Origin of the sequence: Stenotrophomonas lactitubi (genome assembly GCF_002803515.1) — a bacterium.
GTDB classification, from domain to species: Bacteria; Pseudomonadota; Gammaproteobacteria; order Xanthomonadales; family Xanthomonadaceae; genus Stenotrophomonas; species Stenotrophomonas lactitubi.
The window spans coordinates 3,277,502-3,301,840 of the sequence record NZ_PHQX01000001.1 but is presented as its reverse complement, the minus strand read 5'-3'; the positions used below and the strand labels follow the sequence as shown (position 1 = coordinate 3,301,840).

The window sequence follows — 24,339 nt, the reverse complement described above, 5'->3', positions numbered from 1 at the left end:
TTGCAACCATCGCCATCGCCTAGAATGTCGCCATGCCTGTATCCAACGACGCGCCAACGCATGCACTGAAGGCCGACAGCTTTGGCCGGATCCTCCTCGTGCAGGGCCCGGAAGGCCCCTTCGTGCGCCGCGATCTGGGGGCCACGCCGCTGTGGCTGCGGCTGCCTGCGTGGTGGCTGGCGCGGCGCGAAGCGCGCGCGCTGAAGCACATCCACGGCATGGCCGACGTGCCGCAACTGCTGGACTGGAATGGCCGCCACCTGGACCGCAGCTTCATGGCCGGTGATGCGATGTACCAGCGCCCGCCGCGCGGAGACGTGGCCTGGTTCCGCGCCGCGCGCCGCCTGCTGCAGCAGCTGCATCGACGTGGTGTGGCCCACAACGACCTGGCCAAGGAAGCCAACTGGCTGGTGACCGAGGACGGTCGACCGGCGCTGATCGACTTCCAGCTGGCGGTGATCGGCGACCCGCGCTCGCGCTGGATGCGCTTGCTGGCGCGCGAAGACCTGCGCCACCTGCTCAAGCACAAGCGCATGTACTGCCGCGCGTCGCTGACGCCGGTGGAGAAGCGCGTGCTCAAGCGCACCTCGTGGGTGCGCGACCTCTGGTTCGCCACCGGCAAGCCGGTCTACCGCTTCGTCACCCGCCGCATCCTGCATTGGGAAGACAACGAAGGGCAGGGCCCTAAGCCATGAGCGCGCTGCCTTCGCAGCTGAGCAAGCAGGTGCGCGGGTATCAGTAGATCCACGCCATGCGTGGATGCGCTTTACCGAATGGCGCGGCGAACCACTACGGCGTCACCGGCACCACCTGCTGGCCGATGAAGTTGCGCTTGCCGTCGAAGTCATAGCCGATCTGCAGCTGCCCCACATCCGGGCACGCATGGCAATCGCGCAGCGGCGTGCGGTACAGCAGGCGGATGCCACCTCCATCCAGTGCTGCAGTACCTGCGGCCTGCGCCGGCGCGAACGGCGTGGCCTGCGGGTTCGCCTTCAGCACCTCCTGCACGCCGGGATCGGCGCGCAGCGTGTCGTCCAGCTGCACTGCATCCACGTCGATACGCTTGCCTCCGGCATCGACCAGGCGCGTGCCTTCATTGGTGTTGGCGCGGAACGGGTATTCGACGGTGGCCACGCCCAGGCCGTCATGTTCATGCCAGGCGGTCACGTAGGCCAGTTCGCCACCGGTGGAAAGCTGTTCGGCGGCGGTGACCGCGTCGGCACTGGCCCCGCCGGCGCGCATCGCATCGCGAAGGCAATCGCGGGTGGCCGCGCTGTCGCCCTGGCGGCAGGCGTTGAGGTCGCCATCCCAGACAACGGCCTCGCTCCAGCGCAGCTTGCCATCACCGGCCGCCTTGTCGACGCTGGCGGCGTCATCCTTGGCCGGTGCGCTGCCGGGTTCAGGCGAACGGCCCTGGCAGGCAGTGAGCAGGGCCAGGCCCAGGGCAGGCAACAACAGGCGGGAACAGCGCATGGCATGGACCTCGTGCAGTGACCGGGCCGCCAGTATCGTCAACGTGCGGTGAACTCCGCGTCGGCGCGGCATACTAGCGGCTCATTGCATACGCTGGAGTGTGGAACGTGGGCAGTCTGCAGGGCAAGACCCTTTTCATTACCGGTGCCTCGCGTGGCATCGGCCTGGCGATCGCATTGCGCGCCGCGCGCGATGGCGCCAACGTCGCCATTGCCGCCAAGTCGTCGGTGCCCAATCCGAAGCTGCCGGGCACCATCCACAGTGCCGCCGAGGCGGTGACCGCAGCGGGTGGCCAGGGCCTGGCGCTGAAGTGCGACATCCGCGAGGAAGACCAGGTGCAGGCAGCCGTTGCTGCCGCCGTGGACACCTTCGGTGGCATCGACATCCTGATCAACAACGCCAGCGCCATCTGGTTGCGCGGCACCCTGGACACGCCGATGAAGCGCTTCGACCTGATGCAGCAGGTCAATTCGCGCGGCAGTTTCCTGTGCGCGCAGGCCTGCCTGCCGTACCTGCTGCAGGCGCCGAACCCGCACATCCTGACCCTCGCACCGCCGCCGAGCCTCGATCCCAAGTGGTGGGGCGCGCACACCGGCTACACGCTGGCGAAGATGGGCATGAGCTTCGTCACTCTCGGCCTGGCCGCCGAGTTCGGCCCGCAGGGCGTGGCCGTCAATGCGTTGTGGCCGCGCACGGTCATTGCTACCGATGCGATCAACATGATTCCTGGCGTGGACGTCGGCGGCTGCCGCACACCGCAGATCATGGCCGATGCCGCGCATGCGGTGCTGGTGCGTGAAGCGGCCGGCTTCCACGGCCGGTTCCTGATCGATGATGAGGTGCTGGCCGAAACCGGCGTGACCGATCTTTCCGGCTATGCGGTGGATGCGTCGCGTCCGTTGCTGCCGGATCTGTTCCTGGATTGAGCCAGGAGCATCCACGCATGGCGTGGATCTACTGCCGTTCGGCGAGACTTCATCCACGCATGGCGTGGATCTACTGTCGTTCGGTAGGGCTTCATCCACGCATGGCGTGGATCTACTGTCGCAGGCATGGGTAGTGCCGGCCGCTGGCCGGCATCATCGTCAGTGGCTGAACGTATCCGGCAACGGTCCGCCACACTTGCGGCAGTGCCGCGCATCGGGCTCGTGGCCTTCCAGCCCGCAGTGCGGACAGCCACGTGCATCGCGGCGCGCGGCCAGTTCGGCTTCGCGCATGGTGCTGGCCAGTTCGGCGGTGTAGATGCCGGTCGGCACGGCGATGATGCTGTAACCGATCAGGATCAGCACCGAGGTGACGAAGCGGCCGAGCACGGTCTGCGGCACGATGTCGCCGAAGCCGACCGTGGCCATCGTCACCACCGCCCAGTACATGCTGCTGGGGATGCTGGTGAAGCCATGGTTGGGGCCTTCGATCAGGTACATCAGCGCGCCGGCGATGATGGTGATGGTGATGACCGTGAACAGGAACACCAGCACCTTGCGCCGGCTGCGCCACAACGACTCCATCAGCACACCGCTTTCTTCGACGTAGCGGGTCAGCTTGAGGATGCGGAACACCCGCAGGATGCGCAGCGCACGCACCACCAGCAGACTCTGCGCGCCGGGAATGAACAGCGACAGGTAGGTGGGCAGGATCGCCAGCACATCGATGATGCCCCAGATGCTCAGCGCGTAGCGCAGCGGCCGACGCACCACCGCCAGCCGCAGCAGGTATTCGGCGGTGAAAAGGACGGTGAAGGTCCATTCCAGGATGTACAGGCCGGTGGACCAGCGCGCATGCAGGTGCTGCACGCTGTCGATCATCACCACGATGACGCTGGCGATGATGGCCACCACCAGGATCAGGTCGAAATTGCGCGAGGGCCGGCTGTCGTGGCGGTAGATGATGTCGAACCACTGGCGGCGCCAGCCGGTCTCGGTGGCGGGGTTCAGCTGGGGGGCGGAAAACGGTCGCATGCGTGCATTGTGCCGCACCGGTTCCGGCGCGAGAATGGGCATTCCTGAACCCTGCCGACTGCCATGACCGCCGCTACCGATCCGCTGATCTCCCTGTCGCACTACTACCTGCCGGTGTACAAGCCCCGCCAGGTGGTGCTGGAGCGAGGCCAGGGCGCCCGCGTGTGGGACAGCCAGGGGCGTGAGTTCATCGACCTGGCCGCAGGCATCGCCGTGTGCGGCCTGGGCCACAACGACCCGGACCTGGTCGCCGCGCTGGTCGAACAGGCCGGCAAGCTGTGGCATACCAGCAACGTGTTCTACAGCGCGCCGCCGCTGCACCTGGCCGAGGAACTGGTGAAGTCCAGCCGCTTCGCCGAGCGCGTGTTCCTGTGCAACTCCGGCGCCGAAGCCAACGAAGTGGCGATCAAGATGGTCCGCAAGTGGGCCTCCAGCCAAGGCCGGCCGGCCGACAAGCGCGTGATCATCACTTTCCGCGGCAGCTTCCATGGCCGCACCATGGGTGCGGTGACCGCCACCGCGCAGCCGAAGTACCAGGAAGGCTACGAGCCGCTGCCGGGTGGCTTCCGCTACATCGACTTCAACGATGAGGTGCAGCTGGAAACCGCGATGGCCGCCGGCGACGTGGCGGCGGTGATGCTGGAGCCGATCCAGGGCGAGGGCGGGGTGATGCCGGCCAAGTCCGGTTTCCTCAAGCGCGTACGCGAACTGTGCGACCAGCACAACGCACTGCTGGTACTGGACGAGATCCAGGCCGGCATGGGCCGCACCGGCACGCTGTTCGCGCACTGGCAGGACGACGTGGTGCCGGACATGGTGACCCTGGCCAAGGCGCTGGGTGGTGGTTTCCCGATTGGTGCGATGCTGGCCGGCCCGAAGGTGGCCGAGACCATGCAGTTCGGTGCCCACGGCACCACCTTCGGCGGCAATCCGCTGGCCGCGGCTGTCGCTCGAGTGGCGCTGCGCAAGCTGGCTTCGGCCGAGATCGCGGCCAATGTCAGTCGCCAGTCGAAGGCACTGCGCGATGGCTTCGCCCGCATCAATGACGAGTTCAAGGTGTTCAGCGAGGTGCGCGGTCGCGGCCTGATGCTGGGTGCGGTGCTGAGCAAGGAGTTTGCTGGCCAGGCTGGCGCCATCCTCGACCACGCTGCCGAACAGGGCTTGTTGACCCTGCAGGCCGGCCCGGACGTGCTGCGCTTCGTGCCGTCGTTGAACATCACCGACGAAGAAGTGGCCGAAGGCCTGAAGCGCCTGCGCGCGGCGATTGCTGCGTTCGTCGCAGCGCGCTGATCTGTCACCAGGGTAGCGCCGGGCCATGCCCGGCGTCTCTTTTCCGCTGCGCTCGCCGGGCATGGCCCGGCGCTACCGCACCGCGTAGCGCTTCAGTACCTTGCCCAGTCCGCGTCCGTCCCGCACGGTTTCCGCGTGCAGGCCCGCCGCGCGCGCACCGCGCACGTTGGCGAACAGGTCATCGACGAACAGCGCGTGCGCCGGTGCCACGCCGAGGGCTGCGAGCGTGCGCAGGAACACCTCCGGCGCAGGTTTGCGCAGGCCGAAATCCGCGCTGCAGAACACGCGATCCTGCAATGCAGGAAACAGCTGCGGCAGCAGCGTCGGCAGCGCCTGCGTCATCAACGCACCGTTGTTGGTCAGCACCGCGATAGGCACCTGCAGTGCCTGCAGCCGTTGCAGTACCGGCAGTTGCGGGTGGCTGGCCGCGTAGCGTGCGGCGATCCAGGTTGGCAGCGTTACCGTTGTGCCGAGCAGTTCGCCAAGCCGGGCCAGATAGCGCGCGCCATCCAGCGTACCGCTGTCGTGTGCCGCTTCCAGTCCGCTGTCGTACAGCGCGGCCTGCACGTGCGCGGTCGGCACGTCCAGCGCCTGCGCCAGGTGCAGCACGCGCTGCGCGCGCTGGTACTGCACCAGCACACCATCGACATCGAGCAGGAGAAGGTCGATCCGCATCCGTCGAGCATGCCATTGCCGTATCCCCACGCAAACCCTGGACCCCGACTGCGACACACGGTCGCAGCCGGGCGCGCAGGCCGCTGCCTAGAATGGCCATCGAACCTGCAGGAGACGCGATGATGAAGGCTTGGATGGTAGCGGTGGGGCTGGGCGCGTTGATGCTGGCGCCGTCGGCGATGGCGCGCGTATGTGCGGTGAGCATCGACAGCACCGACCAGATGAGTTTCAGCAGCCGCGAGATCAAGGTGGCCGCCGATTGCAGCGAAGTGGACCTGACCCTGCGCCACACCGGCAAGCTGGCCGCCACCGCGATGGGCCATAACTGGGTGCTGACCCGCACCGCTGACTACCAGCCGGTGGCGATGGCGGGCATGCGCATGACCCTGGCCGACAGCTACCTGCCGAAGGCCGACAAGCGTGTTCTGGCCCACACCAAGGTGATCGGTGGTGGCGAGACCACCCGCGTGCGTTTTTCCACGAAGGGCCTGCAGAAGGGCGGTGATTACACCTTCTTCTGCTCGTTCCCCGGCCACTTCGCGATGATGAAGGGCAAGTTCGTCTTCGGTTGAGTGCGCAGCAGCCACGCATGGCGTGGCTCTGGTAGTAGATCCACGCCATGCGTGGATGAAGCACGGTGCCCAGTAGATCCACGCCACGCGTGGATGGAAGTGCCGACCAAGGTCGGCACCCACCACGGCGGGGCTCAGCCCTTGGCCGCCTTGAACGCCACGCGCGCCGCTGCCAGCGTGGCCTCGATCACCGCATCATCATGAGCGTTGGACAGGAAGCCGGCCTCGTACGCCGACGGTGCCAGGAACACGCCCTGGTCCAGCATCGCGTGGAAGAAGCGGTTGAATGCCGGGATGTCGCAGGCCGTGGCCTGGGCATAGGTCTCCACCTTTTCGCTGGTGAAGAACAGCCCGAACATCGCGCCCACCTGGGTGGTGGTCACCGCTACGCCCGCATCGGCGGCGGCCGCTTCCAGGCCCGCACACAGGCGTGCGGCGCGCGCGCTCAGATCGTCGTGGAAACCCGGCTGCTGGATCAGCTCCAGCATGGCCAGGCCGGCGGCCATCGCCACCGGATTGCCGCTGAGCGTACCGGCCTGGTAGATCGGGCCGGCCGGGGCGATCTGCTGCATCAGTTCGCGACGGCCGCCGTAGGCGCCCACCGGCATGCCGCCGCCGATGATCTTGCCGAAGGTGGTCAGGTCCGGGGTGATGCCGTAGTACGCCTGCGCACCGCCAAGGGCAACGCGGAAACCGGTCATCACTTCGTCGAAGATCAGCAGGGCGCCGTACTGCGTGCACAGCGCACGCAGGTGCTGCAGGTAGCCTGCGCGCGGCGGAATGCAGTTGGCGTTGCCCACCACCGGTTCGATGATCAGGCCGGCGATCTCGCTGCCGCGTGCCTCGAACAGGGCGGTGGCCGCCTCGAAGTCGTTGTAGGGCAGGGTCAGGGTCAGTTCGCTCAGGCCGGCCGGCACGCCGGGCGAGGTCGGCACGCCCAGGGTCAGCATGCCGCTGCCGGCCTTCACCAGGAACGAGTCGCCGTGGCCGTGGTAGCAGCCTTCGAACTTGACGATGCAGTTGCGGCCGGTGGCCCCGCGCGCCAGGCGGATCGCCGACAGGGTAGCCTCGGTACCGGAGTTCACCATGCGCACCATCTCGCACGACGGCACCAGACGGGTGATGGTCTCGGCCATGGTCACTTCCGCTGCGCACGGCGCACCGAAGGACAGGCCGTTGTCGATCGCCTTCTTCACTGCCTGGCGCACGGCGGTGTGGTTGTGGCCGACGATCATCGGGCCCCACGAACCCACGTAGTCGATGTAGCGGTTGCCGTCGACGTCGTACAGGTAAGCGCCGTCGGCGCGCTCGACGAAGAAGGGTTCGCCGCCGACCGACTTGAACGCGCGCACCGGTGAGTTGACGCCGCCGGGCAGCAGTTCCTGGGCGCGGGAGAACAGGGCGTGGGACTGGTCGTGGTTCATGGGGTTTCCTGGGGATTACTGCGGCGTATCGAAACGGGCGAGGTAGGCGCGCTGGGTCGCGACCGGGTCCTGCGCGGCGTAGATGCCGCTGACCACGGCCAGCAGATCGGCGCCGGCATCGATGATGGGACCGACATTGTCCGGGCTCAGGCCGCCAATCGCCACCCGCGGCACGCCCAGTGCGGCGCTTTGCCGCAGCAGGTCAACATGGGCGCGGCTGCTGGTGACCTTGGTGGTGGTGGGGAAGAACGCGCCGAAGGCCACGTAGCTGGCGCCGGCGGCCACGGCACGCTCGGCATTGGCCAGCTGGTCGTAGCAGGACGCGCCGATGATGGCGTCGGGGCCGAGCAGGCTGCGCGCGGCGCCGATGTCACCGTCGGTGCCGCCCAGGTGCACGCCGGCCGCGCCGATGGCCTGGGCAAGCGCCGGGTCGTCGTTGACGATCAGCGGCACGCCATGGGCTGCGCACAAGGCCTGCAGGGCCGTGGCCTGTTCCCGCCGCAGGGCATCGCTGGCGGTCTTGTTGCGGTACTGCAGCCAGGTGGCGCCGGCAGCCAGCAGCGGCGCGGTGCGCGCCAGCAGGCGGGCGGTATCGGGTTCATCCGGGGTGATCAGGTAGACGCCGCGGGGCGTCGGGGAAGCAGAGGTCATCGATGGCTACCGGTGAGTGGACCGCGATGGGACAATGGCGGCCCGTGAATCCAGCCCTGATTATCCGATGAGCGAAGCCACCCCCACCACCCTGCGTACCTGGATGTGCGTGGTCTGCGGATTCCTGTACCGCGAAGCGGATGGGCTGCCGGAAGAGGGCATCGCTCCGGGAACGCGCTGGGAAGACATCCCCGAGACCTGGACATGCCCGGATTGCGGCGTGACCAAGGACGATTTCGAGATGGTCGAGATCGACTGAACGCAATCGCCGCCGGGCATGGCCCGGCGCTACCGGTGGGTGCGGACCGTTGGTCCACACACCCCACAACCTCAATGCAGCCGTGGTGCCGGCCCGCCGAGATCAATCAGCTTCTCGCGCAGCCATTGCGCGTCGCTGGCCTCGGGGTTGCGCTTCAGGTACAGGCCCAGGTCGGTGCGAGCCCCGGCCAGGTAGTCCAGCTGCAGATAGGCCAGGCCGCGATCACGCAGGGCATCGTCCTGTTCGGGGGCGAGCTTGAGCAGGCGGTCGGCACTGCGCGCGGCACGATCCCACTCGCTGGCCTCGGCATAGACCCCATGCAGGTTGCGCAGCATGCGGATCAGGATCGCGCGGCTCGGTGCAGGATCGAGGATCTGCGCCAGCACCTGGTCGTCAGGCATCTGCCCGCCCAGGTGCGACTTGGCGCGTTCGCGCAGTTCGTCCACGTCCAGCGGGCGGCCACCATTGAACGGGTCCATCACCAGCACGCCATCGTCGACCGGCAGGCGCACCAGGAAATGACCGGGAAATGACACCCCGTCCAGCGGAATGCCCAGCCGTCGCGCCACTTCCATCTGCACCAGCGCCAGCGAGATCGGATTGCCCAGACGGCGCTCGAAGACCTGGTTGAGGTAGCTGTTGCGCGGGTCGTAGTACTCCTGGTGGTCGCCGCTGTAACCCAGCTCATCGAACAGATGCCGGTTGATGGCGGCCATCTTCAGCGGGCTGTGCTCGATGCTGTCCACCTCGGCGCGCAGGTGCTCGACGTGGCTCTGCACCAGCGCATCGTAGGTCGACGGCTGCAGATCGGGATATTCATCGCGCGCGATCAGCAGCGCGGTCGGCAGCAGTGGCAGCGCCTCGTCGTCGAAGGCGGCCAGTGCATCCCAGTCGGGGAGTGTGATCCGGTCCTGCATGTCCACAGACTGGCGGCAATCGTGGGCGGTTTCAAGCAGTGCGGCGTGAATTTCTCATCCCACCGATTTCCCATCCACGCATGGCGTGGATCTACCGTGTCGACCAAGGTCGACACCTACCAACAGCAGCGGGAAGCTGTCGAAGGCGGACCCAGCCCGCCATCCCACGGAATGCACGCTTTGCGGTTGAGGTTGCCGGCCAGCGGCCGGCACTACCGCGGGTGCCGGGCGCAGCCCGGCCGAACCTTTATTTCTCGATGCCCGGGCCGAAGGTCAGCTCGGTACCATCCTTCAGCTTGAGCTTCTCCGCCTGGCCGGCATTGAGCTCCAGCACGAAGCGTGCCGGGCCACCGCTGGGGTAGGGCGGGCACATGTCGCCGGCCGAGCACGGCGGCACGTCGCGCTGCTGGCTCACCAGCCGCCGCTCGCTGTCGAAGTACAGGATGTCCAGCGCGATCTTGGTGTTCTTCATCCAGTACGCCTGCATTTCCTCGCGGTCATGCACGAACAGCATGCCGTGGTCCTCGGCCATGTGGTCGCGGAACATCAGCCCACGCGCACGGGTTTCATCGTTGGTGGCCAGTTCAACGTCATAGCGTGCGCCGCCCAGTTCCACCCAGTGGCGGGCGGCATCGGTGGCGCAGCCGGTCAGGGCCAGCAGCGGAAGCATCAACAGGGAGCGCAGCAACGACATCGTAGGGTCCTTCGAAAGGATCAGAGCACGATCGGCGGCTCACCGCCGACGATCACCACATCGGCACGGCGGCGCGCGAACAGGCCGACACAGACCACGCCCGGCAACTGGTTGAGCTCGCGCTCCAGCTTTTCCGGGTCGGTGATCTGCAGGTTGTGGATGTCCAGGATCTGGTTGCCGTTGTCGGTCACCACGCCTTCGCGCCAGGTCGGCTGGCCGCCGGTCATGTCGCGGATCTGGCGGGCGACCAGGCTGCGTGCCATCGGGATCACTTCCACCGGCAGCGGGAACCTGCCGAGCACCGGTACCTGCTTGCTCGGGTCGACAATGCAGACGAAGCGCTCGCTGGCCTCGGCGATGATCTTCTCGCGGGTCAGCGCAGCGCCACCGCCCTTGATCAGGCACTTGTTGGCATCGCACTCGTCGGCGCCATCCACGTACAGCGACAGGGTGCCGGTGTGGTTCAGCTCGATCACCTCGATGCCATGCTGCTTCAGGCGCGCGGTGCTCTGCTCGGAACTGGACACCGCACCCTTGATGCGATGCTGGATGCGGGCCAGCGCATCGATGAAATAGGCGACGGTGGAACCGGTACCGACACCGACAATCATGCCGTCTTCGACGTACTCGATGGCCTTTTCGGCGGCCAGGCGCTTGGCTTCAGACATTGCGGGGAGCTCTCAGGCAGGGAATCAGGATTTCTTTTCCAGCGACAGCAGCAGCTTCCACTGCGCGGCGGTCACCGGGAACACCGACAGGCGGTTGCCCTTGGCAACCAGCGGGAAGCCTTCGCCGAGTTCCTCGGCGTGCAGCTTGATCTCGTCCAGCGCGATCACCTGCTTCAGCTTGCGGTCGAAGGCCACGTCCACCAGCATCCAGCGCGGGTTCTCGCGCGTGCTCTTGGGGTCGTGGTAGTCGGATTTCGGATCGAACTGGGTGTCATCCGGATAGGCCGCGCTGGCCACCGTGGCCAGGCCGACGATGCCGGGCACCTTGGTATTGGAGTGGTAGAACAGGATGCCGTCGCCGACCTGCATGCCGTCGCGCATGAAATTGCGCGCCTGGTAGTTGCGCACGCCGTTCCAGGGTTCAACCTTGACCTTGGCCAGGTCATCGATGGAAAAGGCGTCCGGTTCGGACTTCATCAGCCAGTAGCGCTTGCGGGCGGTCATGCGTTCACGGGGGCAGCGGAAGGGAGCAGGGTGCCGGCTTCAGTGCAGATCGCATCCACCGGCACGTCCCAGGACGCTACCGGCAAGGACTCGACCTGCTGCACCGAGAATGCCGCGCCGACCAGCCAGGGTGGCGCCGGCCGATCACGGCGGAAGGCGAAGCTGCGATCATACCAGCCGCCTCCCATTCCCAGCCGCCGGCACTGTGCGTCGAAGCCCACCAGCGGCGTCACCACCAGGGCCATCTGCGCGGGTTCCAGCGTGTCTTCGATGGCGATGTCCGGTTCGGGGATGCCATAACGGTTGCTGGTCAGCGGTTGGCCGGGGCGCCAAGGCGCGAAGCGCAACACCTCGCCGTGCAGTACCGGCAGGCAGTAACGCAGCGTGCCGGGCAGCTGCAGCTGCCAGCGGTGCAGGGCGATCTCGCCATCCAGCGCCCAGTAGCCGGCCACGGCGCCTTCGTGCGGGGCGAACGGCAGTGTCAGCAGCGCATCGGCCAGCGATTCGGCAGCGGCGATACGGGCGGGGGCGGAGAGGTCGCGGCGGCGTTGCCGCAGGTCGTGGCGCAAGGCCTGTCGCGGGTCGGTCATGGCAGCGTGCGGCAAGGATCAGCCGTCATTGTGCCGGAAAGAACAAGGGCGACGCCCGAAGACGCCGCCCTTGCTGGAATATTGCATTCTCCGCAATGTCGATGCATGCGAAACGACCTTGAACCCGCGGGCTCAAGTGGGAACGTTGGAGAACCATCGGGCTTCCCGCTGCAAGGCGGACCTGCACTCCCGGCGCTGTCGCGCTCCCGGTGTCGTTCTTAAGGGACAAGGCGAATGTTTGCACATGCCGTCGAGTACCGCAGAGAACGCGTGGCCATTATAGCCAGCACGCAGGATCTGGATAGGCCGTTCGTCGGCAACAGTGCGTGCCAATTCAGAAAAGAGAAGGCGCATTCCGCGCCTTTTTCACGTGCTGCTGTCGATTGCCCGGTCCAGACGCCGGTTCAGGTCGGCCAGGGTCTGCTGCAGGGCCACCGCCTGGCGGGCGTTCTCATCGCGCAGCTGCTGCAGTTCGTGCGCCAGGTTGAGCGCTGCCAGCACCGCGATGCGGTCGACGGCGGCCATCCGGTTGCTGCCACGGATCTCGCGCATGCGCGCATCCAGCAGGCGGGCGGCCGCCATCAGGCTGTCGCGTTCATCGCCACCGACGCCAACCGTGTATTCACGGTCGAGGATGCGGACGCTGACCGGTTCGGCACTCATGTGTGCTGCTCCAGGGATTTGAGCCGGGTGATCATCGCTTCCACCCGCGAACGCGCCTGCTCGTTCTTGGCCAGCAGCGTTGAGCGCTCGGCCACCAGCTGTTCCTGCTGGTGGCGCAGGCTGCGGTTCTCCTCGGCCAGCCGCTGGTTGCGGTCGAGCAACGCCTCCACACGGGCGGCGAAGGCCTGCAGCTGGGCAAGGGGATCGGCGGGTTCCATGCCCGCACGATAGGCAAGCCGGGTCAGGGCGGTCAAGCACTGTCGCAGCAGGCCCCGGCGGCTACGGAGAGCAGGCGGACAGATTGCTACACTACCCGGCTCACGGGCGCGCGCGTGCGCGCTCCGCAGTTTCCCTTCCGAACGAGCCGCACGATGACCGAACTTCCCTCCGTCGACGACGTTACCCGCGCCAGCCAGGAACTGGGCCTGGGCGCCACTGCTGCCGAGCTGCATGGCGGGCTGTGCGGCTGGCTGGCCGCTGGCGGTGCCCCCGGCAATGACTGGCCGGCGCGCGTGCTGGCCGACGACAATCTGCCGCAGGTGGCTGCCGACAGTGCGCTGGCGCAGTTGCTGGAGGCCACCATCAAGCAGCTGGAAGACCGTGACTTCGCCTTCGAGCTGCTGTTGACCGACAGCAGTGACGTGGCCGCGCAGGCGGATGCCATGTTCAGCTGGACCCGTTCTTTCCTGGGCGGCTTCGGCCTGGGCAGTGGCGGCCACCGCCCGACCTTGTCCGAAGAAGGCGAGGAGGCGCTGAACGACCTGGCCAGCCTGGCCCGTGCCTCGAGCGAGGACTTCGAAGCAGGCGGTGATGATGACGACGAAGCCCTGTCGGAAATCGAAGAGTTCATCCGGGTGGCGGTGCTGCTGCTGCACGGTGACGTGGTGCTGGCCGCGCGCCATCGGCAGCGCCTGAACTGATGGATATCAAGCAGCGCACCGGCATCGCTGCCGGCGAATACAAGCGTCGCCGCCGGCAACTGATGGACATGGCGGGCGAAGACGCGATCCTGGTGCTGCCGGCGGCATCGGAGAAGGTGCGCAGCCTCGATACCCATTATCCGTACCGGCAGGATTCGGATTTCCAGTACCTGACCGGCTTCCCGGAGCCGGAAGCGGTACTGGTGCTGATTCCCGGTCGCCGCCACGGCGAAGCCATCCTGTTCTGCCGCGAGCGCGATCCCGAGCGCGAAGCCTGGGATGGCGGTCGCGCCGGCCAGGAAGGCGCTGTGGCGCAGTACGCGATGGACGATGCCTACCCGATCACCGATCTGGACGACATCCTGCCGGGCCTGCTGGAAGGGCGGTCGCGGGTGTACTACCACTTCGGCCGCGATGCGGATTTCGACCTGAAGCTGATCGGCTGGGTGAACCGCGTACGATCGCAGGTGCGTCACGGTGCGCAGCCGCCGCATGAGTTCCTGGAACTGGGCCATCTGCTGCACGAGCAGCGATTGTTCAAGTCCGGTGCCGAGGTGGCGTTGATGCAGCGCGCGGCCGACATCAGCGTGCTGGCACATCGTGCCGCCATGCAGGCCGCGAAGGCCGGCATCCACGAGTACGAACTGCAGGCCGAACTGGAGCGGGTGTTCCGCGCCAACGACGCGGTGCCTGCGTACTGCAGCATCGTCGGTGCCGGCCGCAACGCCTGCATCCTGCATTACCGCGACAACAACGCGCGTTCGCGCGACGGCGAACTGGTGTTGATCGACGCCGGTGCCGAGTTCCGCGGCTATGCCAGCGACATCACCCGCACGTTCCCGGTCAACGGTCGTTTCAGCGCCGAGCAGCGCGCGCTGCATGATCTGGTGGGGGCGGCGCAGGCGGCGGCACTGGCCCAGGCCAAACCGGGAGTAGCGTACGAAATGGGCCATCTGGCGGCGGTGCAGACCCTCACCGAGGGGTTGCTGCAACTGGGCCTGTTGAAGGGCACGCTGGAAAAGAATCTTGCCGAAGGGTTGTACCAGCGTTTCTACCGGCACAAGACCGGGCACTGGATCGGGCTGGATGTGCACGACGTAGGCGATTACCGCCTGGCCGGCGATTCGCGCCTGCTGGAGCCGGGCATGGCATTCACCATCGAGCCGGGGCTGTACATCGGCGTGGACGACACGACGGTGGAGCCGCGCTGGCGCGGCATCGGCATCCGTACCGAAGATGACGTGCTGATCACCGACGACGGGCATCGGGTGTTGACCGAAGGCCTGGAGCGCAGCGCCGACGAGATCGAAGCGTTGATGGCGGGGTAAGGATTTTCGGCAGGGCTTGCAGCCCTGCACCTGCAGAGGCAACAGCCAAAGCCAGAGCGGCATTGCGTGGGATGGCGGGGCGGTGTGGGTAGTCAGGACACGCCGTAAACCCATCCATGGGGGCTCGATGGCGCCATCCATGGCGCCAACGGTCCTGCCCACCCACACCGCCCCACCTCTGACAGATTCCTGCGGCTGTTGGTAACGGCGGTTGTTGGGACGGGCGGCTGTTGGTAGGTGTCGACCTTGGTCGACACAGAGCGAGCGTAGCAAGCGACCCGCTTTTGCTTTTCTTTCTTTCTTCCGTGGCTGGCCGCACACGGAAACTGTCCGTGGCCGGGCGGGTGGGCTGCGCAGGGGCGTAAGCGCCATGGATGGCGCGCCCGAGCCTACAGGGACGTATTTACGGCGTCCCCTGCGCAGCTCACCCGCCCGGCCAAGCCTCAGTAGTCTCGATGCGTTTCGCGACCAACCACGAGGGGCTCAGCCGTTCGCCGCCGCAAACACCGGCCGCGTCAGATTGTCCGCCTCGGCATCAGTGCACAGCACTTCGTCTTCGATGCGGATGCCGCCGTACGGGCGGAAGAAGTCCACACGATCCCAGTTGATCGCATCGCCATGGCCGGCAGCCTTCACTTCGTTCAACAGCATGTCGATGAAGTACAAACCCGGCTCGATCGTTACCACCATGCCCGGTTCCAGTACGCGGGTCAGGCGCAGGTACGGATGACCCGCCGGGCGCTCGATACGGCCGCCTTCATCGCTGGCCGCGAAACCGGCCACGTCATGCACCTGCAGGCCGATCAGATGACCGATGCCATGCGGGAAGAACGCGGCGCTGACGCCGGTTTCCAGCGCGGTCTGCGGCGACACCTTGATCACGCCGAAGTCCTTCAGCACGCCCATCAACGACAGATGCGCATCAACATGCAGCTGCTTGTAGTCGAAGCCCGGGCGCACCGCTGCGCACATCGTCTGCTGCGCGGCATCGACGGCTTCGATCATTGCCGCGAACTCGTCATGGCCGGCGGCGGCGTAGGTGCGGGTGATGTCGCTGGCATAACCATGCGCGCTGGCGCCGGCGTCGATCAGGAAGCTGCGCAGCGGCTGCGGTGCCTTGCGGCCCAGTTCGGTGTAATGCAGCACTGCCGCATGTTCGTTCAGGGCCACGATGTTGCCGTACGGCAGTTCAGTGGCGTCCTGGCCCACGGCCTGGCAGTACGCCATGTGGATGCTGAACTCGTCGGCGCCATTGCGGAACGCCGCTTCGGCTGCGCGATGGCCGCGCACGCCGAGCACCTGCGCCTGGCGCATCAGTGCGATTTCATACGGCGTCTTGCTGCCGCGATGCCATTCCAGGTAGTTCACCACCGGCGCCGGGTTGTTCGGCACATACGCGCCCAGCGCGCTCTGCGGTTCACCCAGGATCGCGCAGCGCGCCGGGTCGGACGGCAGCAGTGCCAGCGCTTCCTCGGGCGTGCGGATGATGTGGATGTCGAAGTGCTCGACCCACCAGCCGCTCGGTGCATCCGGCACTACATGCCAGTAGTCGAACGGCTGGTGGAAGATCACCGCCGGGCGCTTGCCCGGGGTGAACACGATCCAGCTGTTGGGCACCCGGGTCAGCGGCAGCCAGGCCTTGAACTGCGGGTTGACCGCGTACGGGTAGTCACGGTCGTCGAAGACCTGGTAGTGCAGGGTGCCGCTGGGCACCACCAGGTGGTCGAAGCCGCCGCGTGCCAGCGCCTGCTCGGCGCGTCGGCACAGCACGGCCAGGTGGTCGGGATACAGGGCGCCGGGGTCTTGCTGGATCATTGCGGTGGCTCGACACGGAAAACGGCCCTAGATTCTGCCGGATACCGACGCACTCCGCTGTGCCGGAACCGGCACTCAGCCCGTCGAAACCGGTGCCTCGTCGCTGTCTTCGCCGATCCACAGGCGTAGTTGCTGCCGATGCTCGCGTGACAGGGTCAGGAAGCGGAAGCCTGCCCAGCTCTGGCCGGGTGCATGCGCCGGTTCGCTCCACAGCAGGTGTACGCCGACATCGATCACCTCGCTGCGACCATCGGCCAACGGCAACGGGAAGCGCAACTGATACAGCGCATCGTCGCGCAGCGCGGCGCTGGCCAGCATCAGCATGCCGGTCTCGGACACGTTGCCCAGCCGGCCGACCACGCTGTCGCGCATCTGGTCGGTCACCGGTACCAGGTCGGAGACCTGCCGTCGCGGCGCGCGACGGGTATCAAGGGGCGGTTGCGTACTCATGCGTTGGGCTCCTGTGGGCGACGTCCGGCGAGCGTGCGCAGCGCGCTCAGGCTGGCCTGCCAGGCGCGGTCGACCAGACGGCCCTTGTCTTCGGTGACCAGTTGCGCGCGTCCGGCGCTCATCTGCCGGGCCAGCGTATCCAGGGTGGTTTCGCCGATCTTCTGCCCACGCGCGTTGACGAACAGCACATGGCCGGTCAGCAGGCTGTACCAGGACAGGCGCTGGCGACGCAGAGTGCCTTCGCCGTCATCGATATCGAACCAGCTGCCGAAGGGCAGCGCGCACAACTGCTGGTAGCAGGCCTCCTCGGCCTCGCTGCGCGGTGCGGAATCGCTTGCCAAGGGCTGTGCGCCTGCGTGTTCGCCCAGACGCGCATGCGCCTTCAGGCGCGCGCTGAGTTCGGTGCGTGAGGTGCTTTCATCTTCGCCACCGGGTGTGGACAGGCGGCGCGCGACGGCTGCGGCTTCCTCTGCGTGGTAGCCGACCTGCAGCAGGGCCGATTCAACCTCGGCGGCCAGCGGAGCATCGGTCACGCTGCTTTCGCTGGCGGCCTCGGCAGTGATCGCAGCGATGCGTTCGGTCTGCTGCAGGCGCTCCTGCCATTGCGGCGAATCATCACCGTGGCGCAGGCGGGTCAGCGTCAACGCGTCCGCCCAGGCCTGGCGCAGCAGTGTCTGCACGAAGCGTGGCGGCTCCTGCGTGTCGCAGCACTGGTCGATCTGCGCATTGGCCTGGCGTCGCGCCAGTTCCAGCCGTTCCTTGCCGCGTGCGGCTTCCACGTGACGGCGTTCGGCCAGTTCGGCGCGGTGCGCGGCGGCACGCTGGTGCTGCTGTATTTCTTCGTTGGCGGTGGCAAAGGCCTCGGGCGTCCGCGCATCCTGGCCGAGCAGGCCCTGCACGCTCTGCGCCAGCCGTTGCAGCAGCTGCGGATCGACATCGTCATCGCCGAGCCAGCTGGCGCCGGCTTCAGCGACATGGTTCAGCAGTTCGCGTGCCGGGTGTTCGTCGCGAACGAAGAACCCGGGATCGGCCATCGCTGCGCGCGCCAGTGGTACCTGCAGGCGCGCGAGCAGCGCGGCCGGCACCGGGTCCGGACGTTGCTGCTGCTGTACCTGCTGCAGCAGCAGGCGCAGCAGATCAAGATTGTCACGATCGTGGCTGCCAAGGCTGGCGTGCGCGCCATGTTCGCTGCGCAGCTGGGCGACCACGGCGGCCTGCAGATCGGTCATGGCGCTGGCGGCGCTGGCCTGGCCCTGCAGGCGCGCCAGCACGGCATCAACCGCTGCGCTGGGCAGGGCAGCGGGATCGGCCGCTGGTTGCGGGGTCGGCCGTGCCCGTTGCAGCATTTCATGCAGCACGCTGTTGGCCGGTACCGTCAGCCCGGCCGAGGCGCCGGGCGCAGCCGCATCGGCGAAGGCGTCCTGCATCAATGTCGACCATGAGCCGGCCGGTGCCGAGCCACCCCAGCCGGTCATCGGCGTGGGCACGCGCGGTGACGGGCGTCCGCTGCGGCCGCTGCCGACCGACTGGGTGATGATCCGGCGGGTGCTGGAAGAACGCGCCAGGTACGGGGTGTAGACCAGGCCTGGCAGGATGCCGTGCTGCGCCAGCAACGCATTGGCACGGTCCAGCACATTGCCCAGCCGTTCCAGTACCTGCCGCTCGAAACTGCGGTACAGCGCCATCTGGACGTCGGCGCTGAGGGCATCCTGTTCGGCCAGCTTGCGCACCATTGCGCACAGGGCCTGCGGTGCCAGGGGCAGGGTATCAGCTTCAAAGGCCGGCGCGCCGGCAACAACACCCAGACGCTGGCCGAGCAGGTTCAAGGCGTTGGCCGAACGCAGCGTTTCCCGGCGCACCATTTCGGTCAGCAGCAGGTCGCGGTCGACCTCATGCTCGGCTACCAGGGTCAACCCCAGCATGCCGGGCAACGGCGGTGGGGTGACGGCGGCCACGACCGCGGCGGCCGGTTCACGCAGCCGCGCAAGCGCATCAGCCAGTGCATCGAGCATGCGGTCGCTGAAGTGACCGGCGAACGCATGCAGCTGCCCGCGCTGGCCCAGCAGGTCAGCCTGCTGTTGCGGGTTGCGGGCATGGTCGGCGTCATGCAGCAGGGTCTGCTCCAGCGCTTCCACGGTGAGGATCAGCGGTGCCGTCAGGGCCTGGTGGCACAGGCCGATCAACGCGCCCAGCAGCTCGCGTACACGCGGCGGCAGGTCGGCCGCGGCCAGGCGGGCAGTGTCGGCACTGGAAAGAGAGAAGACAGCAGACATCGGCGAGGGGGTCCGGATTCCCGCGTATCGAACTTGGAATCTACCGTGTCGGCCGGTGACGGCGCTACTTTAGCCGCAGATTCATTCAGCGCGGCCTTCCATGGCCGCGCCGCAGGCAGATCAATCTTCCAGGAACAGGCTGACCACATCGTTGGTGAAGCGCCGGCCGAGCTCGGTCGGTTGCACGTACCCGTCCGCCACCAGCAGCCAACCGCGCTGCACCGCTTCGCCCAGTGGTACGTCCAGCACGCTGCGGGCCAGGCCGGTCCGCGATTCGAAGTCGCGCAGGCTGAAACCTTCATGCAGGCGCAGCAGGTTGAGCATGTACTCGAACGGCAGGCGATCGGCGGCGATCACCTCGTCGCCACCGAACGATGCGGCCGTGCCTGCGGTATCCATGAACGTCTGCGGGTGCTTGTGCTTCCAGCGCCGCAGAACGTGCTCCTCGGCGCCGGAACTGATCTTGCCGTGTGCGCCGGCGCCAATGCCGAGGTAGTCACCGAAACGCCAGTAGTTCAGGTTGTGCGCGCTCTGCCGGCCGGGGCGGGCGTAGGCACTCACCTCGTACTGGCCGAAACCGGCCTGCGCCAGCAGCGCCTGGCAGTGTTCCTGCATGTCCCAGGCATTGTCTTCATCGGGGATGCCCTGCGGTGGCCGCGCGAAGAACACGGTGTTCGGTTCCAGGGTCAGCTGATAGTGCGAGATGTGGGTCGGCTGCAACGCGAACGCGCGTTCCAGGTCGGCCTCGGCACCGGCCAGGGTCTGCTCCGGCAGGGCGTACATCAGGTCGATGTTGAAATTGTCGTAGCCCGCGTCCTGCGCCATCTTCACCGCGCGCTCGGCCTCGCCACTGTCGTGGATGCGGCCCAGGCGCTTGAGCATCGCATCATCGAAACTCTGGATGCCGAAGCTGAGACGGTTGACCCCGGCCGCACGGTAGCGGTCGAAGCGGCCGTGCTCGGCGGTGCCCGGGTTGGTTTCCAGGGTGATCTCGGCATTGGGCGCGAAGCGCAGACGCGCGCTGGCCTGCTGCAGGAAGCGGTCGATGGCTTCCGGCGGGAACAGGCTGGGCGTGCCGCCACCGAAGAACACGCTGCTGACCACCCGGCCCCAGACCAGCGGCAGGTCCTGGTCGAGGTCGCGCACCAGCGCATCGATGTAGGCATCGAAGGGCAGTTCGCCCTTGGCCTGGTGCGAGTTGAAATCGCAGTACGGGCACTTGCGCACGCACCACGGCAGATGCACGTACAGCGCCAGCGGCGGCGGCACCAGACGTGGCGGGGTGTCGTGGTCGCAGGACTCGCCGGGCAGGTGGTTGCAGTGATCGTGGTCGTGGTCGTGCGGCATGGCAGTCATCGGTAGTGCCGGCCGCGGGCCGGCTTCCCTGTGTTGTTCTGGTGGGGTATCAGAGCCAGGCCGCGAGCTGCTGCTTGAGCTGCTGCAGGGCGATGGCGCGATGGCTGATGGCATTCTTCAACGCCGGTTCCATTTCCGCAGCGGTCAGGCCGTGGGCGGTATCGAGGAACACCGGGTTGTAGCCGAATCCATTCGTACCGCGCAGCTCGCGGATGATCTGTCCTTCCCAGCGGCCTTCGCAGATCAGCGGCTGCGGGTCGGTGGCGTGCCGCAGCAGCACGATCACCGCATAGAAGCGGGCGCTGCGCTGGCCATCGGCGATGTCGGCCATTGCTTCCAGCAGCTTGGCGTTGTTGGCCGCTGCATTGGTCGGATGGCCCGCATAGCGCGCGCTGTACAGACCCGGCGCACCGCCGAGGGCATCGACGATCAGCCCCGAATCATCGGCCAGCGCCGGTAGGCCGGTCGCTTCGCAGGCGGCGCGCGCCTTCAGCAGCGCGTTCTCGACGAAGGTCAGGCCGGTCTCTTCCACATCGCGCAGGCCCAGTTCGGCGGCCGAAGTGATCTGCAGCGGCAGGTCGGCGAGGATTTCCTGCATTTCCACCAGCTTGCCAGCGTTGTGGCTGGCCAGGACAAGCTTCTTCATCAGCGGGGCTCCAACAGGTCCCAGGTGTTGCCGTACAGGTCGCGGAACACCGCGACGGTGGCGTAGGGTTCTTCGCGCGGCTCTTCCAGGAATTCGACACCGGCGGCCAGCATCGCCGCGTGGTCGCGGCGGAAGTCATCGGTGTTGAGGAAGAAGCCGACGCGGCCGCCGGTCTGGTTGCCGATGCGGCTGCGCTGTTCGTCGTTGCTGGCGCGGGCCAGCAGCAGGGCGGCGGCGCTGCCGTCGGTCGGGCCGACCACCACCCAGCGCTTGCTGCCCTGGTCGATGTCGTCCAGCAGCTGGAAGCCGAGCGTGCCGGTGTACCAGGCAATGGCTTCGTCGTAGTCGGCCACTACCAGGGTGGTCAGGGCAATGCGCCGGTTCATGCCGACAGCGCTGCCTGCTGCGCGGCCAGCAGCTCGGTCACGCCCTTTTCGGCCAGGCCCAGCAGCGCATCCAGCTCGTCACGGCGGAAGGCATGGCCTTCAGCGGTGCCCTGCAGTTCGATGAAACCGCCGCCATCGTTCATCACCACGTTCATGTCGGTGTCGCAGTCGCTGTCTTCGGCGTAATCCAGGTCCAGCACCGGGGTGCCGCGGTAGACGCCGACCGATACCGCCGCCACCGCGCCGAGGATCGGGTTGCGCTTGATGTCGCCGCGCTTCATCAGCACGTTCACCGCATCGACCAGGGCCACGTAGGCTCCGGTGATGGCAGCAGTGCGGGTACCGCCGTCGGCCTGCAGCACGTCGCAGTCGAGGGTGATGGTGCGTTCGCCCAGTGCGTTGCGGTCCACGCAGGCACGCAGGCTGCGGCCGATCAGGCGCTGGATCTCCAGCGTGCGGCCGCCCTGCTTGCCGCGTGCGGCTTCGCGGTCGCTGCGGGTGTGGGTGGCGCGCGGCAGCATGCCGTACTCGGCGGTCACCCAGCCTTCGCCCTTGCCACGCAGGAAGCCCGGCACCCGGTTCTCGATGCTGGCCGTGCACAGCACGCGGGTTTCACCGAAGCAGACCAGCACCGAACCTTCGGCGTGGCGGGTGAAACCGCGCTGGATGACGACCGGGCGCAGCTGATCGGGCTGACGGCCACTGGGGCGGAAATCGGACATGGGGCAGGTTCCGTTGGGAAAGGGAGTACGCCGCCATCCCCGCGGCCTTCACGGGGCGGGGAAAGGGGCTCAAAAGAGACCGCTAGGGTACCATTCCCCCTTTGCAAGCACCGGATACATCCATGATTCGAAGCATGACGGCCTATGCCGGCGGCGAGCGTTCCACCACGTGGGGCACGCTGGGCTGCGAGCTGCGCTCGGTCAACCACCGGTTCCTGGAAGTGGGCACCCGCCTGCCCGAGGAACTGCGCGCATTGGAACCGCAGCTGCGCGAGCGCATTTCCGCGCGCCTGAGCCGTGGCAAGCTGGATCTGGTGATGCGCCTGCGCGCGCCGGAATCGGCTGTCAGCCTGCAGATCAACGAGGTGCTGCTGGGCCAGCTGGGCCAGCTGGCACACCGGCTGACCTCCGATTTCCCCAACCTGCAGGTCAGCTTCACCGACCTGCTGCAGTTGCCCGGCGTCACCCAGGGCGAGGCCACCGACGCCGCAGCCCTGCAGGTTGAAGCATTGGCGCTGCTGGACCAGGTGCTGGACAGCTTCATCGCCGCCCGCGAGCGTGAAGGCAATACGCTGGCCACCGCGATTGCCGAGCGCGTGGATGCCATCGAGCGCATCGCCGCCGAGGTCCGTACGCTGATTCCAGCCATCCGCGACGGCCAGCGCGCCAAGCTCGCCGCCCGCCTGGCCGACCTGCCGCATCCGGTCGATCCGGGCCGCGCCGAGCAGGAACTGGTGATGTGGCTGCAGAAGCTGGACGTGGACGAGGAGCTGGATCGCCTGTCCAGCCACATCGTCGAGATCCGCCGTGTGCTCAAGCAGCGCGAGCCGGTTGGCCGCCGCCTGGACTTCCTGCTGCAGGAGTTCAACCGCGAGGCCAACACGCTCGGTTCGAAGTCGGTGGACAGCCGCACGTCCAATGCCGCCGTCGAGCTGAAGGTGCTGATCGACCAGATCCGCGAGCAGGTGCAGAACATCGAATGAGCATTTCCACGCCCCCGGCCGCGATCGCACGCGGCACGCTGTACATCGTTGCCGCGCCCTCCGGCGCCGGCAAGAGCAGCATCGTCAACGCCACCCTGGCGCGCGACCCGCAGATCGCGCTGTCGATCTCCTTCACCTCGCGGGCCATGCGCCCGGGTGAAGTGAACGGCCAGCACTACCACTTCGTCAGCGCGGAGAAGTTCGAGGAGATGATCGCCGCCGGCGACTTCTTCGAACACGCCTGGGTGCATGGCGACTGGAAGGGCACCGCCCGGCAGTCGGTGGAGCCGCAGCTGAACGCCGGCCAGGACGTGCTGCTGGAGATCGACTGGCAGGGCGCGCAGCAGGTGCGCCAGCTGGTGCCGGGCACGGTGACGGTGTTCATCCTGCCGCCGTCCAAGCAGGCCCTGCAGGACCGCATGCGCAAGCGCGGCCAGGACAGCGAGGCGGTCATCGCCCAGCGCCTGGGCGCGGCCCGCGATGAAATGCTGCACTTCAATGAGTTCGACTACGTCATCGTCAATGAAGTGTTCGACACCGCCGTGGACGAGCTGTGCGCGATCTTCACCGCCAGCCGCCTGCGCCGGGAGGCCCAGAAGGTCCGGCACGCCGGCCTGATCCAGGCCCTGTTGACTCCGGATGCGAGTTCAACTGATTGATTCCTAAAGGGTCCGGTGGGGGTTGGCTTGATTTTGTCCAGCCCCTGCCAGTACACTCCGTCCCCTTTCCCTCATTCGACTGAGCGGCCGACCGGTCGCCGGGAGCCCGTATGGCCCGCATTACCGTAGAAGATTGCCTGGAAGTCGTTAACAACCGTTTCGAGCTGGTGATGATGGCCTCCAAGCGCGCCCGTCAGCTCGCCAATGGCGTGCAGGCCACGCTGGACAACAGCGAGACCGAGGACAAGCCGACCGTGCTGGCGCTGCGCGAGATCGCTGCCCGCAAGATCGACAACGCGCTGATCGACGAAGTCGAGAAGGCCGAGCGTGAGCGCGCCGAGCGCGAAGCGCTGGAGTGGGCCGCCGCTGAAGTGGTCGCCGACGAAGACATGTCCAAGAACGACGATTGATCGCATCGATCAACGTCATCGCTGGATACGCCGAACAGCCCGCCCCGTGCGGG

Annotated in this window: 29 protein-coding genes and 1 other RNA gene; 10 read left to right on the top strand and 20 right to left on the bottom strand. The window is 67.1% G+C overall.

Annotated elements, in window-relative coordinates; all coding sequences use genetic code 11:
* Window positions 1–32: 32 nt before the first annotated feature.
* Complete coding sequence (locus CR156_RS15485; protein ID WP_100553469.1) at window positions 33–695, top strand: serine/threonine-protein kinase; 663 nt, start codon at window positions 33–35, stop codon at window positions 693–695.
* Window positions 696–789: 94 nt separating this feature from the next.
* Here the strand turns inward: CR156_RS15485 and CR156_RS15480 are convergent, their stop codons facing one another.
* On the bottom strand, window positions 790–1,473 hold the full coding sequence (locus tag CR156_RS15480) for a hypothetical protein (protein WP_100553468.1): 684 nt from the start codon (window positions 1,471–1,473) through the stop codon (window positions 790–792).
* Between the two features lie 107 nt (window positions 1,474–1,580).
* Between CR156_RS15480 and CR156_RS15475 the strand changes: the two genes are divergently transcribed.
* Window positions 1,581–2,399, top strand: coding sequence for an SDR family oxidoreductase (locus CR156_RS15475; RefSeq protein WP_100553467.1), 819 nt, complete (start codon window positions 1,581–1,583; stop codon window positions 2,397–2,399).
* Between the two features lie 159 nt (window positions 2,400–2,558).
* Here the strand turns inward: CR156_RS15475 and CR156_RS15470 are convergent, their stop codons facing one another.
* Window positions 2,559–3,431 (bottom strand): ion transporter, encoded by an 873-nt coding sequence (locus tag CR156_RS15470; RefSeq protein WP_100554199.1) that lies wholly within the window; start codon window positions 3,429–3,431, stop codon window positions 2,559–2,561.
* Between the two features lie 63 nt (window positions 3,432–3,494).
* Between CR156_RS15470 and CR156_RS15465 the strand changes: the two genes are divergently transcribed.
* Window positions 3,495–4,721 carry an acetylornithine transaminase gene (locus tag CR156_RS15465; protein WP_100460254.1) on the top strand — a complete coding sequence of 409 codons (1,227 nt, stop codon included), beginning with the start codon at window positions 3,495–3,497 and terminating at the stop codon, window positions 4,719–4,721.
* Between the two features lie 72 nt (window positions 4,722–4,793).
* Here CR156_RS15465 and CR156_RS15460 read toward each other — a convergent pair whose 3' ends face one another.
* Entirely contained in the window at window positions 4,794–5,396 is a 603-nt protein-coding gene (locus tag CR156_RS15460; RefSeq protein WP_100553466.1) for an HAD-IA family hydrolase, read from the bottom strand.
* A 122-nt stretch (window positions 5,397–5,518) separates the two neighbouring features.
* Between CR156_RS15460 and azu the strand changes: the two genes are divergently transcribed.
* Window positions 5,519–5,968, top strand: coding sequence for an azurin (gene azu, locus CR156_RS15455; RefSeq protein ID WP_100554198.1), 450 nt, complete (start codon window positions 5,519–5,521; stop codon window positions 5,966–5,968).
* 134 nt (window positions 5,969–6,102) lie between these two features.
* Here azu and hemL read toward each other — a convergent pair whose 3' ends face one another.
* Both hemL and thiE read right to left on the bottom strand, forming a co-directional pair.
* The gene (hemL, locus tag CR156_RS15450; RefSeq protein ID WP_100553465.1) at window positions 6,103–7,392 is read right to left on the bottom strand and encodes a glutamate-1-semialdehyde 2,1-aminomutase; all 1,290 of its coding nucleotides are present in this window, start codon (window positions 7,390–7,392) and stop codon (window positions 6,103–6,105) included.
* 15 nt (window positions 7,393–7,407) lie between these two features.
* Entirely contained in the window at window positions 7,408–8,043 is a 636-nt protein-coding gene (gene thiE, locus CR156_RS15445) for a thiamine phosphate synthase (RefSeq protein WP_100553464.1), read from the bottom strand.
* A 34-nt stretch (window positions 8,044–8,077) separates the two neighbouring features.
* Here thiE and CR156_RS15440 point away from each other — a divergent pair, with 34 nt between their 5' ends.
* Entirely contained in the window at window positions 8,078–8,302 is a 225-nt protein-coding gene (locus CR156_RS15440) for a rubredoxin (RefSeq protein WP_025874193.1), read from the top strand.
* Between the two features lie 71 nt (window positions 8,303–8,373).
* On the opposite strand, the gene CR156_RS15435 is transcribed toward CR156_RS15440, so the two are convergent.
* From CR156_RS15435 to CR156_RS15400, 8 genes are all read right to left on the bottom strand, one after another.
* Window positions 8,374–9,219, bottom strand: coding sequence for a SirB1 family protein (locus CR156_RS15435; RefSeq protein ID WP_089236681.1), 846 nt, complete (start codon window positions 9,217–9,219; stop codon window positions 8,374–8,376).
* 247 nt (window positions 9,220–9,466) lie between these two features.
* On the bottom strand, window positions 9,467–9,913 hold the full coding sequence (locus tag CR156_RS15430; protein ID WP_100553463.1) for a DUF192 domain-containing protein: 447 nt from the start codon (window positions 9,911–9,913) through the stop codon (window positions 9,467–9,469).
* Between the two features lie 20 nt (window positions 9,914–9,933).
* On the bottom strand, window positions 9,934–10,581 hold the full coding sequence (rpiA, locus tag CR156_RS15425; protein ID WP_099820806.1) for a ribose-5-phosphate isomerase RpiA: 648 nt from the start codon (window positions 10,579–10,581) through the stop codon (window positions 9,934–9,936).
* A 24-nt stretch (window positions 10,582–10,605) separates the two neighbouring features.
* Complete coding sequence (locus CR156_RS15420; protein ID WP_025874197.1) at window positions 10,606–11,085, bottom strand: EVE domain-containing protein; 480 nt, start codon at window positions 11,083–11,085, stop codon at window positions 10,606–10,608.
* Complete coding sequence (locus CR156_RS15415) at window positions 11,082–11,675, bottom strand: 5-formyltetrahydrofolate cyclo-ligase (protein ID WP_100553462.1); 594 nt, start codon at window positions 11,673–11,675, stop codon at window positions 11,082–11,084. The genes CR156_RS15420 and CR156_RS15415 overlap by 4 nt, the downstream gene beginning before the upstream one ends.
* An 83-nt stretch (window positions 11,676–11,758) precedes the next feature.
* Window positions 11,759–11,944: non-coding RNA, 6S RNA (ssrS, locus tag CR156_RS15410), on the bottom strand.
* Between the two features lie 97 nt (window positions 11,945–12,041).
* Window positions 12,042–12,338 (bottom strand): cell division protein ZapA, encoded by a 297-nt coding sequence (locus CR156_RS15405; RefSeq protein ID WP_100553461.1) that lies wholly within the window; start codon window positions 12,336–12,338, stop codon window positions 12,042–12,044.
* Complete coding sequence (locus tag CR156_RS15400) at window positions 12,335–12,556, bottom strand: TIGR02449 family protein (RefSeq protein ID WP_025874200.1); 222 nt, start codon at window positions 12,554–12,556, stop codon at window positions 12,335–12,337. Before CR156_RS15400 ends, CR156_RS15405 begins: the two co-directional genes overlap by 4 nt.
* Window positions 12,557–12,709: 153 nt before the next feature.
* Between CR156_RS15400 and CR156_RS15395 the strand changes: the two genes are divergently transcribed.
* Together CR156_RS15395 and CR156_RS15390 are read left to right on the top strand one after the other, a co-directional pair.
* The gene (locus tag CR156_RS15395; RefSeq protein ID WP_089236676.1) at window positions 12,710–13,258 is read left to right on the top strand and encodes a YecA/YgfB family protein; all 549 of its coding nucleotides are present in this window, start codon (window positions 12,710–12,712) and stop codon (window positions 13,256–13,258) included.
* Window positions 13,258–14,586: an aminopeptidase P N-terminal domain-containing protein gene (locus CR156_RS15390; protein WP_165781001.1), complete on the top strand. Its 1,329-nt coding sequence runs from the start codon at window positions 13,258–13,260 to the stop codon at window positions 14,584–14,586. Before CR156_RS15395 ends, CR156_RS15390 begins: the two co-directional genes overlap by 1 nt.
* Window positions 14,587–15,069: 483 nt before the next feature.
* On the opposite strand, the gene pepQ is transcribed toward CR156_RS15390, so the two are convergent.
* The 7 genes from pepQ to rph all read right to left on the bottom strand — a co-directional run bounded on the left by pepQ (window position 15,070) and on the right by rph (window position 22,234).
* Entirely contained in the window at window positions 15,070–16,401 is a 1,332-nt protein-coding gene (pepQ, locus tag CR156_RS15385) for a Xaa-Pro dipeptidase (protein ID WP_100553460.1), read from the bottom strand.
* Window positions 16,402–16,476: 75 nt separating this feature from the next.
* Window positions 16,477–16,851, bottom strand: coding sequence for a PilZ domain-containing protein (locus CR156_RS15380; RefSeq protein WP_100553459.1), 375 nt, complete (start codon window positions 16,849–16,851; stop codon window positions 16,477–16,479).
* Window positions 16,848–19,124, bottom strand: a complete 2,277-nt coding sequence (locus tag CR156_RS15375; RefSeq protein ID WP_100553458.1) for a DUF1631 family protein — start codon at window positions 19,122–19,124, stop codon at window positions 16,848–16,850. The genes CR156_RS15380 and CR156_RS15375 overlap by 4 nt, the downstream gene beginning before the upstream one ends.
* A 120-nt stretch (window positions 19,125–19,244) precedes the next feature.
* Complete coding sequence (gene hemW, locus CR156_RS15370) at window positions 19,245–20,471, bottom strand: radical SAM family heme chaperone HemW (RefSeq protein WP_223880292.1); 1,227 nt, start codon at window positions 20,469–20,471, stop codon at window positions 19,245–19,247.
* 58 nt (window positions 20,472–20,529) lie between these two features.
* Window positions 20,530–21,126: an RdgB/HAM1 family non-canonical purine NTP pyrophosphatase gene (rdgB, locus tag CR156_RS15365; RefSeq protein ID WP_100553457.1), complete on the bottom strand. Its 597-nt coding sequence runs from the start codon at window positions 21,124–21,126 to the stop codon at window positions 20,530–20,532.
* The gene (locus tag CR156_RS15360) at window positions 21,126–21,512 is read right to left on the bottom strand and encodes a VOC family protein (RefSeq protein WP_100553456.1); all 387 of its coding nucleotides are present in this window, start codon (window positions 21,510–21,512) and stop codon (window positions 21,126–21,128) included. The genes rdgB and CR156_RS15360 overlap by 1 nt, the downstream gene beginning before the upstream one ends.
* Window positions 21,509–22,234, bottom strand: coding sequence for a ribonuclease PH (gene rph, locus CR156_RS15355; RefSeq protein WP_025874210.1), 726 nt, complete (start codon window positions 22,232–22,234; stop codon window positions 21,509–21,511). Before rph ends, CR156_RS15360 begins: the two co-directional genes overlap by 4 nt.
* Before the next feature lie 122 nt (window positions 22,235–22,356).
* On the opposite strand from rph, the gene CR156_RS15350 reads away from it, so the two are divergent.
* The 3 genes from CR156_RS15350 (at window position 22,357) to rpoZ (ending at window position 24,286) form a co-directional block, all read left to right on the top strand.
* On the top strand, window positions 22,357–23,217 hold the full coding sequence (locus CR156_RS15350) for a YicC/YloC family endoribonuclease (RefSeq protein ID WP_100553455.1): 861 nt from the start codon (window positions 22,357–22,359) through the stop codon (window positions 23,215–23,217).
* Window positions 23,214–23,876 (top strand): guanylate kinase, encoded by a 663-nt coding sequence (gmk, locus tag CR156_RS15345; protein WP_089236668.1) that lies wholly within the window; start codon window positions 23,214–23,216, stop codon window positions 23,874–23,876. The genes CR156_RS15350 and gmk overlap by 4 nt, the downstream gene beginning before the upstream one ends.
* Window positions 23,877–23,986: 110 nt before the next feature.
* Entirely contained in the window at window positions 23,987–24,286 is a 300-nt protein-coding gene (gene rpoZ / locus CR156_RS15340) for a DNA-directed RNA polymerase subunit omega (RefSeq protein ID WP_005410877.1), read from the top strand.
* Window positions 24,287–24,339: the final 53 nt, after the last annotated feature.